Source organism: Paenibacillus sp. UASWS1643 (genome assembly GCF_008693195.1).
GTDB classification, from domain to species: Bacteria; Bacillota; Bacilli; order Paenibacillales; family Paenibacillaceae; genus Paenibacillus; species Paenibacillus amylolyticus_B.
The window spans coordinates 13013-31711 of record NZ_VXKZ01000089.1; the positions used below are offsets into that span (position 1 = coordinate 13013).

The 18699-nt window shown below is 47.8% G+C and carries 17 protein-coding genes and 1 pseudogene; all 18 read right to left on the reverse strand.

The window, feature by feature from the left end; all coding sequences use genetic code 11:
• Nucleotides 1-264: 264 nt before the first annotated feature.
• The gene (locus tag FE296_RS02520) at nt 265-1215 is read right to left on the reverse strand and encodes a peptidyl-prolyl cis-trans isomerase (RefSeq protein ID WP_124118814.1); all 951 of its coding nucleotides are present in this window, start codon (nt 1213-1215) and stop codon (nt 265-267) included.
• 23 nt (nt 1216-1238) lie between these two features.
• Nucleotides 1239-2129 carry an Hsp33 family molecular chaperone HslO gene (gene hslO / locus FE296_RS02525; RefSeq protein ID WP_223868742.1) on the reverse strand — a complete coding sequence of 297 codons (891 nt, stop codon included), beginning with the start codon at nt 2127-2129 and terminating at the stop codon, nt 1239-1241.
• Nucleotides 2130-2232: 103 nt separating this feature from the next.
• Nucleotides 2233-3003: a type III pantothenate kinase gene (locus FE296_RS02530; RefSeq protein ID WP_026081372.1), complete on the reverse strand. Its 771-nt coding sequence runs from the start codon at nt 3001-3003 to the stop codon at nt 2233-2235.
• Nucleotides 3004-3009: 6 nt separating this feature from the next.
• A complete protein-coding gene (gene nadC / locus FE296_RS02535; protein ID WP_124118812.1) occupies nt 3010-3876 on the reverse strand; it encodes a carboxylating nicotinate-nucleotide diphosphorylase in 867 nt (288 codons plus the stop codon).
• Nucleotides 3873-5513: an L-aspartate oxidase gene (nadB, locus tag FE296_RS02540; protein WP_150364154.1), complete on the reverse strand. Its 1641-nt coding sequence runs from the start codon at nt 5511-5513 to the stop codon at nt 3873-3875. Before nadB ends, nadC begins: the two co-directional genes overlap by 4 nt.
• A 35-nt stretch (nt 5514-5548) precedes the next feature.
• Nucleotides 5549-6487 (reverse strand): quinolinate synthase NadA, encoded by a 939-nt coding sequence (nadA, locus tag FE296_RS02545; protein ID WP_017691350.1) that lies wholly within the window; start codon nt 6485-6487, stop codon nt 5549-5551.
• Between the two features lie 299 nt (nt 6488-6786).
• Entirely contained in the window at nt 6787-8832 is a 2046-nt protein-coding gene (ftsH, locus tag FE296_RS02550; RefSeq protein WP_036606115.1) for an ATP-dependent zinc metalloprotease FtsH, read from the reverse strand.
• A gap of 100 nt (nt 8833-8932) precedes the next feature.
• Nucleotides 8933-9472 (reverse strand): hypoxanthine phosphoribosyltransferase, encoded by a 540-nt coding sequence (gene hpt / locus FE296_RS02555; RefSeq protein WP_017691352.1) that lies wholly within the window; start codon nt 9470-9472, stop codon nt 8933-8935.
• Nucleotides 9473-9524: 52 nt separating this feature from the next.
• Nucleotides 9525-10964 (reverse strand): tRNA lysidine(34) synthetase TilS, encoded by a 1440-nt coding sequence (gene tilS / locus FE296_RS02560; protein ID WP_124118810.1) that lies wholly within the window; start codon nt 10962-10964, stop codon nt 9525-9527.
• A gap of 44 nt (nt 10965-11008) precedes the next feature.
• Nucleotides 11009-11956 carry a serine/threonine protein kinase gene (locus FE296_RS02565; RefSeq protein ID WP_091018319.1) on the reverse strand — a complete coding sequence of 316 codons (948 nt, stop codon included), beginning with the start codon at nt 11954-11956 and terminating at the stop codon, nt 11009-11011.
• Nucleotides 11940-12692: a VWA domain-containing protein gene (locus FE296_RS02570; protein WP_091018321.1), complete on the reverse strand. Its 753-nt coding sequence runs from the start codon at nt 12690-12692 to the stop codon at nt 11940-11942. Before FE296_RS02570 ends, FE296_RS02565 begins: the two co-directional genes overlap by 17 nt.
• Nucleotides 12693-12777: 85 nt before the next feature.
• Nucleotides 12778-15284, reverse strand: a pseudogene (gene spoIIE / locus FE296_RS02575) (stage II sporulation protein E).
• 472 nt (nt 15285-15756) lie between these two features.
• A complete protein-coding gene (locus FE296_RS02580; protein WP_017691357.1) occupies nt 15757-16287 on the reverse strand; it encodes a S1 domain-containing RNA-binding protein in 531 nt (176 codons plus the stop codon).
• Nucleotides 16288-16485: 198 nt separating this feature from the next.
• Nucleotides 16486-16821, reverse strand: coding sequence for an FtsB family cell division protein (locus FE296_RS02585; protein ID WP_017691358.1), 336 nt, complete (start codon nt 16819-16821; stop codon nt 16486-16488).
• An 11-nt stretch (nt 16822-16832) separates the two neighbouring features.
• On the reverse strand, nt 16833-17402 hold the full coding sequence (yabQ, locus tag FE296_RS02590) for a spore cortex biosynthesis protein YabQ (RefSeq protein WP_150364155.1): 570 nt from the start codon (nt 17400-17402) through the stop codon (nt 16833-16835).
• Nucleotides 17399-17683, reverse strand: a complete 285-nt coding sequence (yabP, locus tag FE296_RS02595; RefSeq protein ID WP_105602444.1) for a sporulation protein YabP — start codon at nt 17681-17683, stop codon at nt 17399-17401. The genes yabQ and yabP overlap by 4 nt, the downstream gene beginning before the upstream one ends.
• 168 nt (nt 17684-17851) lie before the next feature.
• Nucleotides 17852-18130: an RNA-binding S4 domain-containing protein gene (locus FE296_RS02600; protein WP_124118808.1), complete on the reverse strand. Its 279-nt coding sequence runs from the start codon at nt 18128-18130 to the stop codon at nt 17852-17854.
• A complete protein-coding gene (locus tag FE296_RS02605; RefSeq protein ID WP_017691362.1) occupies nt 18130-18402 on the reverse strand; it encodes an HU family DNA-binding protein in 273 nt (90 codons plus the stop codon). Before FE296_RS02605 ends, FE296_RS02600 begins: the two co-directional genes overlap by 1 nt.
• Nucleotides 18403-18699 lie beyond the last annotated feature (297 nt).

Sequence of the window (18699 nt, forward strand, 5' to 3'; positions counted from 1 at the left end):
GAAGAACTGCGGAAATCCTGTTGATCCTATCCCTTACTGCTAACATTTCTAGACAGGGCGGAGGTTTCCGAAAGTTTCTTTGTTCATAAGTTAATCTTTTATATCCGAGTAAACGAGTAGGTATTTATTATTTTCATCTTATCAACGTTAACCCTTATTGTCAATATGAGTACTCAAAAAAAATACTCTGCCTTTGGCCCTAAGACCACAGACAGAGTATTTTTATCAAGATGCAGCAGTACGATACAATCTTCTCCATTGAATTCAGGAGGCAGGAATCTCGGACAGGATTACGGCTTCATACTTGTTACGCAGCATTTGCTCTACCTGCGGCAACGGATCAGCCTGACTTAGAGCCAGTTGCATTCGAATCTCCTCACGGACCTCTTCGGCCGACTTGACCTGGCGTTCTTCTTTATCATTAAGTCTGATAATAACATAGCCTTCCTCCACTCGAACCGGTCCGGCAATATCGCCTACATCCAGCCCGGCAGCAAGTTGAAGGATTTCTTCTGACTGGAATGGATCATTCCGCTCAATCCATCCCAGCCTGCCACCAGCATCACGAGAGAAGCTGTCTGTCGATTGCTTGCGAGCAGCTTCTTCAAAGTCTTCCCCCTTCTCCAACGCATCCAGTAAGGAATCGGCTTCCTCTTCTTCCTTCACTACGATGATGGACAAGTCATATTTCTCGGGGGAGACGTAATCCTCACGGTGTTCAGTCCAGTAATGCTCAATATCTGCATCCTTGATCTGTATGCCGATCGTTGCGATTTTCTCAAGCAGCAGCCTGTAGCCGGCTTCCAATTCAAGTTCCTGTTTGGACAGACCCAACTGGGACTTCATTTCGTCAAAATATGATTTCTCTGAATCGTACCCATCCATCGCGGCCGCTAGTTCTCTTGCAATCTCTTGGGGAGTGACGATCAGCTTGCGTTCAATTGCTTCGGCATATACTGCTTTACGGTTTAACATCTGGAGTAATAACTCACTGCCGTAACGTCTTTTTAGCGCATCGGTCCACTCTTTGTCCGTGATGACTTCTCCGTTGATCGTCGCTACGGTGCTTCCTTCTTCCGTGTTGGCATCATGGGATGCATCTGCCTCGTCTTTGCCCTGTCTGAGACCATGCATAGCCATCACTGTACCCATGACCAGCATGCCCAGCGTCAAGACAATTACAGCCGTCCACAACCCTTTTTCCTGTCTTGTCATTCCGCATCCCGTCCCCGCATAGATCAGTTCTTGGCTTGCTCTAGGATGGTCTCAAGTTGTTCTTTGTTAAAATCATAGGCTTCATTACAGAATTGGCAGACCACTTCAGCTCGGCCCTCTTCTTCAATTAATTGCTCCATCTCCGTTTGGCCCAGGCTGATTAGTGTCTTCTCTACCCGCTCACGTGAACACTCACAGCTAAAATGAATATCCAATCCTTCCATCACTTGTACATCTGGCAACAATCGGCGAAGCAACTCTTCCAATTCAAGCCCCTGCTCCAGCAACGTCGTCACTGGTGGCAACGTACTAATGGCGTTTTCGATCGCCGTGATCTCTGGATCTGTCAATCCCGGCAACAACTGCATAATGAATCCACCTGCGACAATAACGGAATTATCCGTATCAACGAGCACACCAACGCCTACAGCAGAAGGTGTTTGCTCCGATTGCGCAAAGTAATACGTGAAGTCTTCGCCCAGTTCTCCTGAAATAATAGGCACACTGCCACGATATGGTTCTTTCAGTCCCAAATCCTTCGTTATATTGATGAAGCCTTCGGTTCCAACTGCGCCTGCAACGTCCAGTTTCCCCACGCTATTACTTGGCAAATGTACATGCGGATTAGAAACATATCCCCGTACTTCGCCTTTCGCATTGGCATCAGCTACAATCTGTCCAATGGGCCCATCACCGTTGACTTGTACCGTTAACTTCTCTTCACCTTTGAGCATTGCACCCATAATGGCTGCTGTTGTAACCGTACGCCCCATGGCAGCTGTAGCCGTGGGAAACGTATCGTGTCTTCTGCGTAGTTCATCAACCAGTTCCGTAGTCTGGATAGCAAAGGCTCTTACCTTTCCATTCATTGCTGTACCACGAATTAACCGGTCATGCTTGTTGTTGTTTTCCAAGTCATTCAGCCTCCTTTGGCGTATCGCCATAATAGTTGTAACACAGAAAAAACGGCACAACACTTAAGCTGTAATCTCAGCCCGCTGTATGCCGTCTCTATGCTCACCTTTCCCGGTTCCGCTCATATATAATACGCAGCCCTTCAAGCGTAAGCAGCGGATCAACTTCCTCTATACTACGGGTTTCTTCTGCGATAAGTGTAGCGAGACCACCCGTTGCGATAACTCGGGGCTTCGCTCCCATCTCCTCGCGAATACGTTCTACAATACCATCAACCTGGCCTGCATAGCCAAATATAATACCCGCTTGCATGGCATGAATAGTATTACGGCCAATGACCTTTTTAGGTTTCTCCAGCTCTATACGAGGCAACTTGGATGCCCGCTCATAGAGCGCTTCAGTGGCGATCTGAATGCCAGGTACAATAGCTCCCCCCAGGTAGTGGCCTTTCTCGTCAATACAGTCAAAGGTCGTTGCGGTACCGAAATCGACCACGACGAGAGGGCCGCCATACTTCTCAACGGCTGCCACTGCATTAACAATACGATCTGCACCCACTTCACGAGGGTTCTCGTATCGCAGGTTCAAGCCAGTTTTGATACCAGGCCCAACGAGCAAAGCTTTTTTGCCTACATACTTCTCACACATCGCTTCAATTACATTCACCAGTGGCGGAACCACAGATGAGATGATGACACCTTCGATGTCACTTGCCCTGATGCCGGACATATGAAATAAATTATAAATCAATACGCCGTATTCATCCACTGTTGACTGACGTGATGTACTCAGACGAAAGTGGTGCAGCAATTCCCGGCCTTGATATACGCCGAGCACCATATTGCTGTTCCCCACGTCTACAACTAGAATCAAAGAGGTTCACCCCTCTTTCTTTTCATTTAAATCCAGACTAATATCCAGGCTCTCAAAGGAATAGGTTAACCTGCCAACCGAAATTACATCCACACCACTCTCTGCAATACCACGAATGGTCTGAAGGGACACGTTACCGGATGCTTCAACCTTCACATGAGGAGCCTGTTCACGAATAAGTTCAACTGCTTCACGCATCCGCTCTGGATGCATGTTATCCAGCATAATGATATCTGCCCCGGCTTGCAAGGCTTCTCTCACCTGCTCCAGATTTTCAGTCTCCACTTCAATCGTCATCGTATGTGGAATAACGGTTCGCGCACGCTGTACCGCCTCGGTGATTCCGCCTGCACCCTTAATGTGGTTATCCTTAATCATAACGGCATCGTACAGTCCAAATCGATGATTCGCTCCGCCACCTACGCGCACTGCATATTTCTCAAGTAATCGGTGGCCCGGCGTTGTCTTACGTGTATCCACGAGTCTGGTCTCAAGACCATCCAGCACATCCACGTAGCTACGCGTACGCGTAGCTATTCCGGACATACGTTGCAGCAAGTTAAGTGCCAGTCGTTCCCCCGTAAGCAGTGAATGGGTGCTTCCCTCTACCTCGGCCAAAATCGTGCCATGAGTAACCTTGTCTCCGTCTGTTACCTTAGGTGTAAATACAAGATCAGGATCAACAACTTGAAATACAAGTTCAGCTACGGTCATGCCTGCAATAATACCATTGTCTTTGGCGTGTATAATGGCCTTGGATTGGTTGCCTGCCGGGATCGTCACACTTGTTGTAACGTCACCTGCACCAACATCTTCACGAAGCCAGTTTTTGATTGATTCGATAAGCCCTTCATTATATCCATTCAGTATCATGACATCAATTCCTCCACAATCGCTTGTTCTCGCTGCTGCAGACTATGCTTCTGCCACACGATATCATCACGCGCCGGGAAATCCTCACGATAGTGAGCCCCCCGACTCTCCTCGCGGTGTAATGCCCCGCTGGTAACTAACCAGGCACAGGTCAGAAGGTTGGCATACTCCAGCTCTTCCTTATGAGTGAGTGTCTGATCAAAAAATTGCAATTCCTGTTGCAGCTTGTCCATGGCCTTCTGCAGGTCCTCACCATTCCGGCGCAACCCTACCTGACGAACCATCATTTTCTGTAACCGTAAGCGTCTTTCGGATATCGGCTTTTGCTCTTCCATGATCTTGTTGATCTTGTTATTTATGTCCACAGATGAAGGCGCAGCCCCTCTTACTTGTAATAAACCAAGCGGAGGGAGAGATTGAATACGATCAACAATTCTCCGCCCAAATACAATCGCTTCTGATAAAGAATTGCTTGCCAGGCGGTTTGCTCCATGCACTCCTGTAGAAGACACCTCGCCACAAGCAAATAATCGGGAGATGCTGCTCTCTCCACTTAAATCCGTTTTCACTCCACCCATCATGTAATGGGCAGCAGGTGCAACGGGAATCCAGTCCGTTGTCATGTCTAATCCATAACGCATACAAGTCTCATATATGGTAGGGAACCGATGCTTGATCATCTCTGGCTGTTCATGTGTAATGTCCAAGTACACAAAGGTACTGTTGGTGGACTCCATCTCACTAACAATCGCTCGTGCCACGATATCGCGTGGGGCCAGTTCAAGCTGGGCATGATAACGATCCATAAAGCGCTCGCCCATCACATTGCGCAAATATGCTCCTTCGCCGCGTACGGCTTCTGACACAAGGAACCGCGGGGCCCCCGGGTAACAAAGAGAGGTGGGGTGGAATTGGATAAATTCCATGTCACGAACAATAGCCCCAGCCCGATAGGCCATGGCTACACCATCGGCAGTAGCTACATCCGGATTCGTCGTGTATCGGTACAGTTGTCCTGCCCCACCAGAGCAAAGAACAGTTGCCCGTGCCTTCACGAACACTTGCGATCCGTCATCCTTCTGAACCAGAGCGCCAATGCATTGCCCTCGATCTCGATCTGTAATCAGGTCAACAACAAAATGCTCATCCCATACTTCAATCCCGGGATGTTCATTCACTTCAACAGCAAGCGCACGTACAATCTCATATCCCGTCGCATCTCCGTTGGCATGCAAAATACGGCGGTGGCTATGCGCACCTTCCTGCGTCAACGCCAACTCGCCGTTCTCCAGATCAAATAAAGTACCCAAACGAATCAGTTCCTTCACTCCGTCCGGACCCTCATTCACCAATACCTCTACCGCTTCGGAGCGGCATAAGCCCGCTCCTGCTACAAGTGTGTCCTGCAAGTGGTAAGCAGGTGAATCATCCTCTGCAATAACCGCAGCGATGCCTCCCTGCGCATATCTGGTGTTACTTTCAAGTAATGACTTCTTCGTGATCATTAATACACGTTGTTGTTCACTTGCCTTAATGGCAGTAAACAAACCAGCAATCCCTGAGCCTATAACCAGTACATCCGTCTCTACCATGGGTAGCGCAGACAGATCAAAATCAACTAAATATTGCGGTATCATGTTATTCACCTGTCTTGGAGCAAGAGTAGCGCATCCTACTTTACCAACAACATGCGCTCTAGTGATTCTCTGGCTTTGTCGGCAACGGCTGGGGGCACGTATATTTGAGGCTTCATCGTTTCCAGGCATTTCACCAGTTTCTTCAAGTTGTTCACCTTCATGTTGGGACATACGAGGAACTTGGTAGCAAAGTGGAACTGTTTATCCGGACTATCCAGACGAAGCTGATATCCTGTACCATCTTCGGTACCTACGATAAATTCCTTCGCTGATGAATTTTTGCAATACTCCAGAATAGCTGTTGTGCTGCCTACAAAATCACCCATTTCTACAACCTCAGGGCGACACTCTGGATGGACAACAAACTCTGCATTTGGATGCTTGGCTCTCATCTCTACCACATCTTTGACTGTAAGCATATCGTGAGTGTTGCAGTAACCTTCCCAGATAATCATTTTCTTGTCTGTATGCTGCTGCACATAATGTCCCAGGTTTTTATCCGGTACCCAGATAATTTCGTCGGAATCCACCGATTGAATAACCCGGACTGCGTTGGCCGATGTACAACAGATGTCAGTCTCTGCTTTGATCTCAGCCGAGGAATTGATATACGTAACCACCTTGGCATTAGGATGTTGTGCTTTTAATTTGCGTAGTCCGTCCACATTCACCATATCTGCCATTGGGCAGCCGGCACGTTCATCCGGGATAATAACTGTTTTGTTTGGCGCCAGAATTTTAGCGCTTTCACCCATAAAATGAACACCACAGAAAACGATCACATCCGCATCGGTTTGTGCTGCCTTCTGGGCTAACAGAAACGAATCTCCACGGAAGTCGGCAACCTCCTGTACTTCGTCACGTTGATAATAATGGGCAAGAATAATGGCATTACGTTCCTTCTTCAACTCCATAAGCCGCTCACGCAGCTCGCGGTTCATCTCAGCCTTGCGCTCTAAAGCCAGAGCTTCCACCTGTGATCCTCTCCTTTATCGGGACAGCGTCATGCGCTGTTTCGTGGGCTAACCTAAGTCGTTATCTTCGCTTGAGAAACGAATCACAAGCGGTTTAACAACTAATTTACACAACGTTCACGACTCTGTCAATAAATGAAAAAGGCCCGGAACAGCGCTGTAACCACCTGTTTACTAACTGGTTCGCCATCTAACTCCCGTTTATCTTTATCTATCCTCTTTTAAAATAATGGATAAAAAAAGAGAGCCTCGAGGGCTCTCTTGATTTCACCTGCTATCATAGCCAGATGTATTGTGCATTAAGACGTTGGCTTAGTTCCGCCATCATCCGGGTTATTATTATTACCTTTTTCCAGATTCGGAGCTTCGTTTGGAATATCTCCGGCTGGTGGCTCAGGCGTTTCATCTTTACCTTGAATACGAACACGCACATCACCGATGGTGTCGATGATTGGCTCTCCGCCTTCAGTTGGTGTGCCTTCACCATCATTGTCATTCTCTGCTTTTGGAGTCAAAGAACCTGTTTCGATCAATTGCTTGATCTGATCCATTTCCAAAGTCTCTACCTCAAGCAAAGTTTGAGCGATCAGGTGCATCTCTTTTGAATGTTTAACAAGCAAGTCCTTACACTTCTCATAACAGTCATTGATAAAGCGCTGCATTTCCTGATCAATCTCGTAAGCAATGGAATCCGAGTAATTCTGTTCATGGCCGATATCCCGACCAAGGAATACCTGTCCTTGTGAACTTCCGAATTGCATAGGTCCCAATTTCTCACTCATACCGTATTCCATAACCATGCTGCGAACAATACCTGTCGCTTGCTGGAAGTCACTGTATGCACCAGTACCAATTTCTCCGATGAACAATTCCTCAGCTACACGACCTCCGAGGAGTCCGGTTACTTTATCCAGCAATTCCTGCTTGGTAACCAGCATACGGTCTTCTTTTGGCAACATGATTACATATCCACCCGCACGTCCGCGCGGAATAATGGTCACTTTATGTACCATATCAGCATGTTCAAGGAAGTATCCTACAATGGTATGACCTGCTTCGTGATAAGCAACGATTCGTTTCTCGCGATCACTGATGACACGGCTTTTCTTCTCCGTACCAACGATGACACGGTCAATCGCTTCGTCAACTTCCTTCATGGAAATATCTTTACGGTTACGACGGGCTGCAAGCAATGCCGCTTCGTTCAAGAGATTCTCCAAATCCGCACCAGAGAAACCTGTTGTACGCTTCGCGATAATATCCATCTTCACATCTTTGGTCAGTGGTTTATTACGGGAATGTACTTTCAGGACAGCTTCACGACCTCTTACGTCAGGGCGGTCAACCGTAATTTGACGGTCAAAACGTCCAGGACGCAGCAAGGCAGGGTCCAAAATATCTGCACGGTTCGTTGCGGCTATGATGATAATACCTTCATTAACTCCGAATCCGTCCATCTCAACGAGCAACTGGTTGAGTGTCTGTTCACGTTCATCGTGACCACCACCGAGACCAGCACCACGCTGACGTCCTACAGCATCAATCTCATCGATAAAGATGATACATGGGGCATTTTTCTTCGCATTTTCAAACAAATCACGTACACGTGATGCACCGACACCGACAAACATTTCCACGAAGTCGGAACCTGAAATAGTGAAGAATGGTACACCCGCTTCACCAGCTACGGCACGAGCGAGCAATGTTTTACCGGTACCTGGAGGCCCTACGAGCAATACGCCCTTAGGAATCCGTGCACCTACTGCTGCGAATTTACGAGGGTCCTTGAGGAAGTCTACAACCTCAACAAGTTCCTGTTTCTCTTCGTCAGCACCCGCAACATCTTCAAATGTAACCCGCTTCTTCTCTTCGTTGTAGAGACGAGCACGGCTTTTACCAAAGTTCATTACTTTACCGCCGCCGCCTTGAGCCTGATTAAACAGGAAGAAGAACAGCAGGAACATAATGATCAAAGGAATAAAGGAAGTCAGCAACGTCAACCAGATGCTGTCACCTTTCATTGGCTCCTGATGATATTGGAAATTGTTAGTTTCACTTGCAGCTACAAGCTCACTAATTGCCTCATCCGTAGGAGGAATATACGTTGAGAAATTTTCTGATTTGGCGCCATCAGGTGCCTTCTTGTATTGACCGGTCACGAGATACGTTTGACCGTTGAATTGAACCGTCAATTCAGAGACATTGTTGGCTTTGATCGCTGCACGCAACTGATCATATCTAGGATTATCGGTGGCTTCGCCGCCATTGCTGACGAACTGGACTATCCCCACCACAACTAAAAAAAGAATCAAATAAAAACCAGAATTCCGGATGAACCGATTCATCCCCTACCTCCTCTCGAGACACTTTAATTATTTTAACATAGCCCGACATGGCTTCTCAACAGAAGCCAAGAACAGCTCAAGGCTTGGGTCGGGCAGGATATTAGCTACTATAGACTTCCGGCTTCAAAATCCCGATATAGGGCAGGTTCCGGTACTTCTCCGCAAAATCCAAACCGTAACCAACGATGAACGCGTCAGGAATGTCAAAGCCTGTGTAATGAGCTTCCAACTCAACTTTACGGCCTGAAGGCTTGTCGAACAGCGTAACCACACGCACCGACTCGGCACCGCGGTTTTCTAGCAGTTCAATCAGATAGCTGAGAGTAAGTCCGCTGTCGATAATATCTTCGACAATCAGAACTTCCCGTCCTTCAACGGATACATCCAGATCCTTAATGATTTTGACAACACCTGATGACTTGGTGGAAGCGCCGTAACTGGATACCGCCATAAAATCCATTTCAACAGGTACCGTTATGTTTTTAACCAAATCAGCCATAAATATAAACGCACCCTTGAGCACACAAATGACCAAAGGATTGCGATTTGCATATTCGGCACTTAGTGTTGCGCCTAATTCCTTGACTTTACTCTGAATTTCTTCTTCACTGATCAATACTTCCTGAATGTCGTTCTGCAACTGTGCGAACCTCCTAAGTTATACTATGAAAGCCTTACCTGAACCATAACCACTACCCCTGAATCGCTGAATCGCCTACAGTCATGTACAGGATTGCGGAAGTGCCCTCCCTGACAGGAGCCACATTGGACCGTCGAACACCCGGTAACCAGATAATATGACCTGCTCCATCACATACCACAGGAATACGTGGACGGACAGATGGGGGGATTTTCTCATCGATGAAAATATTTTTCACCTTTTTGCTTCCGTTTAATCCCATCACTTTCATGGTATCTCCAGGTAACCGTGAACGCACAACCAGCGGCATAAGCAGTTGATCCGCATCAAACGCGGCTTGATCCGCCGATTCCGGTACATGATAGTCCTCGGGACTCACCGTCATCAACCGAATATACCGGTTAATTGGGGTGAGTGAAAGCTCATAAGTTCCACTCCATTGCGCAAGACGATACTCGTAAGATTGATCCTGTACGTCCGTCCGTATGCCAAAAGAAATCAGATTATACTCCCGAGTGCAGGCGAGTGTCTGTCCTATATCCAGGCTCCAGGTCGTCACATGGGTCTCCATGACCTTGTGCCGAATGGTTTCTATACGGGTAAAGTCGACAAAATCACTGTCCAAAGGCAGATAATTCAATATTAGTTTAATCAACCTTCGTTGTAAAGCGACATGTAACTTCAAGAAGGAAGGCACCTCAAAGGTTTGCCTTCCGCCGTTCACCTGCACTAGACACCTGTATGTGTCATATGCACTCTGCTCCATGAAATCGTCTTCATCACCCACAATTTCGGCAAGCCGATTCAATGACGGCGTGAGTTGTCCATTATACTGCCCCAAAAAAGGAAGCACATCCAAGCGAATGGCATTACGCCGATATTTACGCAGGGCGTTGCTCTCATCATTGAAATACATAAAACCCTGGGTATTACAAGCTTCTACAAGGTCTGTCTTGTTTATACGAAGGCATGGACGAATAAGTTCCACATTTTTTTCTCGTCTTTTAAACTTCATTCCTGAGAGTCCCGACAAGCCGGTTCCACGAAGCAAATGAAGCATGACCGTCTCCGCCTGATCATCGGCATGATGTGCCAAAGCGATGCTTGCCGCATTATATTTGGAAGCGACTTCGTGCAAAAAGGCATATCGCTTGTTGCGGGCTGCTTCCTGTGGTCCTTGACCCGTAAGCTCCATATATGAAGGTACATCGGCCTTGGTCCATTCAAATGTAATACCAAGCTGCTGTGCCAGTTCCATCATTTTCTCCGCTTCGTCATCAGATTCACTCCGGAAGCCGTGATGCACGTGGGCACAGATCAATTCAAGTGGTACATGCCGCATGCTGATCTCGTGCATGATATGCAAAAAAGCTACCGAGTCCGGCCCGCCCGATACTGCGACGACAATCCGATCCCCGGGAACCCATAACTGATGCTCTTCCGCTGCATCCAGCACGTTCTTCACCAGCATGTTCCAGCGTAAAGCCTCCATACCTGTTCCTCATTCCTTGCGTTATGTATATGCACTCTCACAGATCAAAAAAGTAGTGCATAGATGAGCACTCCAATAAGTAATATCACAGATACAGCAAATGCGTTTTTAAGCCAGCGCGGTGTTGTACTTTTGGAACGACGGCGGAGAGGCGTGGGGCGTGCCATCATTTCCTTCCACCCTTGTGCCGCATGACCTGCATCACGAAACTGACCTCGTAAAGCCTGATTCGTCCAATTGCGAAAAGGACCCAGTCGTTCACTGCGTTCCACCAGCGCTACAAGCTGATTCACACTTCGCAGTTGCGGTAATCCTTCGGCTGCCAGTGCCTTGAGCGCGTCTGCTTCAAGTACATGAATCAACAATAGTGCAAATGCAAATACATCATAGGTACCATCTGCCGTACGGCTGCCTGCATTCCAGAAGCCCCGATCATACCATTCGGTGAACTGTTTGACGCTTCGACCAATAGACGTAACTCCGCCATAGTCGATCAATTCCACCTGCCCATAGTCGGATACCAACACATTCTGAGGTTTGAGATCACCAAACACCCATCCCGCCTGATGCAATTGTGCCAGCTTCTGCAAGAGTCTAAGTCCCACCAGAAGTGTCCAGTCTGTCCCCTGACGCCGAATGAAGTGATGAAGTGCCTCACCTCTAACGTAACGCATCACATAAAAGGGAATATCCCGGCCACGAACGGCATAATCATCCACATCTTTAAGATAGGAAGGAATGCCGCTCTGCCGAAGGGCCTCATGATTACGCTGTAGTTGAAAAGATTTGAGTACATTGACTTCCGATTGCAGATCAACCGGATCAAATCCCATTTTTAGCGCGTAGTGTTTGCCATTTTCACCCCGTTGGACAAGAAAAACGATGCCATTAGCTCCTTTGCCCAGTAGCTTCCGAATCGTGTAACGACTGCGATTCCATTTCCCTGTAACCACGGTTCCTGGCGGGAAAGAAGCGTCAGACAACGTTGTCACCGAGCATCCCTTCTCTTTCAATGCGATAGTTCCCTTCTATTTCCTGCTGTTTCTCCAGTGTACCATAACGGTAAAAATCAATCACCTTCTGAATTGCAGGACCTGTCGGCGTTGCACCCTTCATCTGCAACCTTCCAAACAGGGACCGAACACGGCCTGGATCCGTTGTCCAGTCAATATCCATTACCGCATCTTCTCCACTGTGTCGCCCCGGAAAATGAAATACGGAAAGCTTGCTCTGACCTATACGCGCCTGCAAACTTAACATTAAATCACGAATGCCTTCTTCCACCGCAGCCAGTTTGGGCTTCATGCTGGCACTGACGTCTATTAGCAATATAACCTGTAAGGCTGTAGTTTCAGCCATATCATCCATCACTTCCACGACCCGGGCGCGTTGTGCAGGCTCCAGATCGGTTACCGTTTTGGGCTCCTTCTCTCCCAAAATTTGTGTTAACTCTCTATTAACCGCCTGCTGAATGGTCTGAACCACCGTTTTCCTTGTCATCATCTGCATGGTATGGGCAAGCTGCCGTGTACCTACAATTTGGCTGATTCCACCTCCGGCTCTGGCAATATCCTCAATCTCCCGGCTGCCCAGCTCACCAATGGTTCCATAATCAATCACGCCAACCACATTAACCGTAATCCCCTCTTCCTGTGCTTCGGCCGCTGCCAGCACCGGACTTGGTCCTACATTGGAACAACCGTCGGTGATCAATAAGATTTGCTTCATCCGATATCCCTCCGTTATTCGTTACTCTCCAACTCTATGACTAGCATTGCCAGAATGAAGAGACTTCAAACAGAAGAATATGCAATTAACTGACGGTCCGTGGACGCTCCATTCGGTTGATGCCAGGCACACGCAGTGTGGCCCATTCAGGGCGGAAATGCTCTACTTTTCCAACAACGACGGTCATATCATCCAATATCTCATGCTGCTGATATCTTATGACACTTTCAAGCAGGCAATCGGCCAAATCTTGCGGATCATCTGTATCAATCTCTTGAATGAGCCGTTTCATCCATAACTCTTTGTTCACCGCATACCCCGGTGCATCATAGATGCCATCCGTCATCATAATGAGGATATCCCCCGGCTGAAGCTGTACCGTCACCAGATCCACTTCAATATCTTTAATAATACCGATTGGCAAATTGCTGGCCGAAACCTGAATAACCTCCTGTCCTCGTTTGATAAAACTTGGCGTCGATCCGATTTTCATAAACGTTGTCTCTGCCGTATATTCATCAATCAGTGCCATATCCACTGTGGCATACATCTCTTCAGGGGAGCGCAGCATCAGAACGGAGTTCACGGATTTGATCGCCAGTTTCTCGTCCATGCCGGACTGTAGCAACTGTTCCAGTATGTTCAGCGCTGCGCTGCTCTCCATCCGTGCCCGTTCTCCATTGCCCATTCCATCACTGAGCGCCACAGCAAATGTACCGTTGCCTAACTCAACCGTACTGAAGCTGTCGCCTGACATCACATCTCCTCCTTTGGCGGCGGCGGCAACACCCGTGGTAACCTCGAAAGTTTTGGCTGAACCAAACGTGACGGTTGCCAGTCCCTGACGAGGATCGGTCATGGTCTCATGCAAGACGGCAATATGCTCGTCCAGTACATCCGAGATCAGCGGAGCTATCATTTTCCGGCACTCATCGAATCCACGTGTATATGCATGTACAATTTCAATCTCTACGTTGCCTGCTTCCAGATTGATGATCTCAATGGAGTGAATGGACAAGCCCAGTGACTCCAGTGCGTCCCTAATCTGCTCCTCCTGCTGTACCATCTCCTCACTTTCCCGCTGAATTTCTTTGGCCAGGTCCTCCATGACCTGAGATACACCGGACAATTGCTCTGCAACCAGCTGCCGACTATCGATAATTTGGCGCTTCCATTGCATGTTATGTTGATGCAGTCCATACTGGGCACGCATGACTTCAAGGACCTCTTCCGGTTTCGCACACACCCTGTTCCAGTCCACTGGAATCTGCTTGCCTGAGATCTCCGGGTTTCCTTCAATTGTACTCATCACGTCCGTCATATATTTGTAGGTTTGAATAAACTTCGCATCCCAGCATTGTGTGCGCTTGAAGCAGCTGGCACATGTGCCCTCGGCAACCGCATTCATGAAATGGTCCATTCCACCTTCTTTCTGTACCTGCTCCCCTGCACCGGACATCTGATCAAAGCTGCGTGACAATTGACGGAATACCTGCGAGAACCGGGTTACCCGTTCTGCCGTGATATCCCGTATCCGTTTGGCATACTCATGCTGGGATTTCGTATGATCCTGCGTACCCGGTACATATTTGGATATCGCCGTCATCAGGCTTTTAGGTGTCAACATGAATAGTACGATAGCTGCACACGTCTCCCATAACGAGTTCATAACATCGCCCGGTCCGCCCAGATATATGGATAGAATGGACGAACCCAGCAGCATGCCCAGTGCAACCGCCGCACGTTTGCCCTCTCGAAGCATACCCGCCAGCATCCCGGCAAAAGCAAGCAGGCTCATCTGATACACTGCTGACATGTCAGCCAGACTCAGAATCAAGCCGGTAATGACCCCAACTGAGGCTCCGAGGGGGGCTCCGCCCACCAGCGCAAAGATTAATATGAGATAACGGGAGAGCATATGCTCCACGGATAAGGACTGAATGGTCCACCCTACGGCTCCCGTCATAACGGAAGCGAGCAATATGATCAGGCAGAGGATCTCCTCGTTCTTTAGGCTGAACTTTTTTTGCGGTAAGTGAAGATCGGTATGGCTTGTATAAAAACAAGGGTGAGCACAAAGCTTAGTACGGAATCCATCGTGAGCATCAGCATGGCGTACCAACTGAAGGATGGCCCGATCACAACCGCGAATAATTTGACCATAAATGTAGTCGTAAACACCATCGTTGGCGCATAAGATAATTCAGCACGATCATATGACTCCAGACCACGGAAGAGCAGATAAAAGATGGCGATCTCCGATGCAACAATAAGTGGTACCGGAAACGGTGCAAAGAGACTCCCTGCGAGTAGAGCGGCGCCTACCGGAATGATGTAATCCCTGCGCATGAAAGCAATTACGGCGAAGTAAGCAATGGCAAAGGGAGATAACTCATTCAGGATCATTGCCTTTCCGAGCAAAAATCCCATAAACGTAAGCAGCAGTACCCATTTGCGGGAAGCAACCATCTGGACAGCCTTACGGGAGCCAAGCCAATGTTTCAGACGTACCGACAGCTCCTCCCGAGCTTCCGTACCTCCTTTACCTGCTTTCATTCCCGGAAATTGAATGACATTCCACTTTTCCATCATCCTCAAGGCACCCCATTCGATTAATTTGAATTTTCGTGTTTCGTTCTCGATGGTTCTGATTATAGATAGATTAGAAGACGTAGTTTGTCAGAATAGGTGGGCATGGTCCAAAAAGTTTACGACAAAAGAAACAAGCCTGGCGCGGTGGAGCGAAACCCCCGGCCTTATTGTAGTTTCATTCATTCTCCTACTTGATTCCGACAATCGGAATGTCTGATTTTGAACCGGGGATGGTTTGGTCTCGCCACCATTTGAGCAGGATAACTGTGGAATGCCACGGAAACCTGTCGGTAAAAAATGGTAGACGACAAATGTTCTTATGGTTCCATTTTGCCGTGCAGAAAAACTGGGGATATGGAGCTTCACCTTACAAAAAAAGCTATTCAACTACTATCTGTGAAGGAAACGCAAAAAAACCGTTAGCCCATAGGCTAACGGTTTTACTTATATGTTTAGATCAGGTTGTGACAGATTACACACGCTTGGCTCCACGGCCTCCGCGTTTGCCTTCTGTGTTCTTCTTAAGCGAAGAGATCCGCTCTTCACTATCTTTCAGGAAGCGTGACATTTTATCCTCAAATGAAGGTTTGCCTGCTGCGGGCTTGAAAGAACGGCCTCCGCGGTCACCACGGTTAAATCCACCGCCGCCACCACCACGACCTTGGCCACCACTTGGGCCTCCGCCGCTGAATCGTTCGCGATCTCCTCCACTGCGTTCCGGTCTAGGAGCTCTCGGGGGTCTAGATTGGGTTTGTTGCTCAACCGGTTTGTCAACAGCTTGCTTAATGGAAAGTCCGATCTTGCCATCCTTGTCAACGTTGATAACCTTCACTGTAACGAGGTCATTCAGCTTCAGGTGGTCGTTGACATCTTTGACGTAATTGTCGGCGATTTCCGAGATGTGAACGAGACCCGTGACACCTCCTGACAGATCCACAAATGCTCCAAAATGCGTGATTCCTGTCACCTTGCCCTCTAACTTGGTGCCCACTTCAATTGCCATAGAATAAAATGATCCTCCCTTAAAAATATACAACCCGATTTTTTGAATGCCAAAATCAATGCTGCGCTAATGTAATTATACCTTATGCCGTAAACCAAGGTCAACTGAACACTACCCCATCAGAGAGCCTATTTTTTCCGGTTTAACGGCTTCAGACATACGGATAACAAACCTAGCTCGATAATGGACCGAATTCCATCAGTTCCCTGACTCTTCAACCTGGATCGGCGTTTCCTCAGGAAGATAATATCCTTTTTTCCGCGCCAGCTGTCCTATGTATTCAGGGTCATTCAACCGGCTGACTTCGTACTTCAACTGTTCCAGCTTCTTCAACGTATCTTCCTTTGAAGCTTGCTGAGTGGCCAGATGAGAACTCTTGTCCGAAATTTGTGCAGTCTGCACAAGGAATGTATATCCTGCCCATATTACAAACACAATCATAAACGTCATCCAAAGCATGAGGCGCCTTTTTGCACCGGCAGATTTTCCTTGGTTAGTTGGAGCCTTTGATCTGCCCACAGGTGTTTTACCCATTACGGACCTCCTTAAAACCAGCGTTTCCATATCGCTGCAATTCTTGTACCCACACGGATCATGAAGCGTGGCGTTACCCAATATTTCAGGAGCGGCCTAAACATCCAGCGGAACAACTTGCCGAAAGGTACCAAACCTTGCAGTACCAGCCTGCCCAGGAATAATAGTATCGCAATTACAAAACCGAATAATACGCGAATGAACTTATAAATCCCTTTAACCGGCATAACGATCAGGATGTTAAGGATATGTCCACACCAATGAATCAGCGTTCTTGCGAGTTTAATTAACATTACCACAAAACGCTGGGTTGTAACACTTAAAAGCCAAAAATAGAAGCAAACCCCTATAATCAGCCCCAAAAAGACATAAAACCGCAACTGTCCGTGGTTTCCGGCGTATAGCATCCGAAAAACGAACAGCGCGGAAGCAACCCAGTACAACAGATCGAGCGTGTGTATACTCCATCTCGGAAACCGCAGCTGTCCGGACAGTACCCGGTAACTGTCGTAGGCCATTCCCATCACGACCCCCGAAGTAAGCATCCACATCAATGTGATCCATTGAGTATCCGGACTCATCGGAACATCTTGCCGAACAGGCCTTTACTATTCTTGTTCTGGGAACCGGGGTCCAGATATTGCAGAGAACTGACAGTGCCTTCAATGGATAACAGACCTTCCTCCAGGCTCAGGTTTTTGATATGTAAATTGTGCCCCCGGATGGTCAGATGCCCAAGTTCAGTCTGCAGCAAAAATTCCTCACTGTCGAAGCTCTCCACGTTGGAGACACCCGTCAGATCCAGCAGTTTCCGATTCTGCATGCTCAGATGATGCTGTTTGGCCTTACCGTGCTCAACCATGGCATGTACCCCTCCTTCTTACACCTAGCTTATGGATGAGGAGGTTGGAATAGAACCAGCGTTGTTGAACAAATAATCCGGTATCCAAAACAAAAACGCCCTTCCCTGTTACAGGAGGACGTTTCGATTCAACTTGCATTGAATGAATATTCAATACCAGATGTACTGTTACCAGTTCATTCCGTTATCCTTGGCGATCGGCTCTTCCTTCACCAAGGTGTAGAGGCTGCTCGCCTCATCCTTCTTGGTACTCTCGGCAATTCGTTCCACCTTCACGGTGACCAGTTTCTGACCGAACTGAACCGTCAGCTCATCGCCCACTTTGACATTGGCGCTGGGCTTCGCTTCACGTCCGTTTACCAGAACACGTCCCTGTTCGGAGACGTCCTTGGCCACAGTGCGGCGTTTGATTAGCCGGGAGACCTTCAGGAATTTATCAAGACGCATTATTTTACGGCTTCTTTAAGTTTGTTGCCTGCTTTGAATGCAGGAACAGTGGACTCAGGAATCACGATTTCATTCCCTGTTTGTGGGTTACGTCCGGTACGACCGGAACGTTTGCGGGTCTCAAAAGTGCCAAAGCCGATCAATTGTACTTTGTCTCCGCTGGCAAGTGCATCTGTAATTTCTCCCAAAAAGCCGTTCAATACGGACTCAACGTCTTTTTTAGTCAAACCACTTTTGGTTGAAATGTTGTTAATCAGATCTGTTTTGTTCATTTTTAAAAGCCTCCCAAATTGAAAAAAAAGTATCTGCGATTCCTGACAATGCATCGATTGCCGCTGATTCGCGTTAGGTCACTACACATGTATTCTGGCTTGGTATCTGAAATCCTGCCTTGGTCCGCGACTTTTTTTAGCTTTTTGTCGATGGTCCGCAGGCAACAGTCTAAGACCAGTACCCGAAACCATCTGTCGCTAAACACCAACTCCAGTTTACACAGATGAACACATGTTCGTATTATCATAACACACTGCATAGCATGAATGGAATAAAGTTATCTGGCTTTTCCCAGA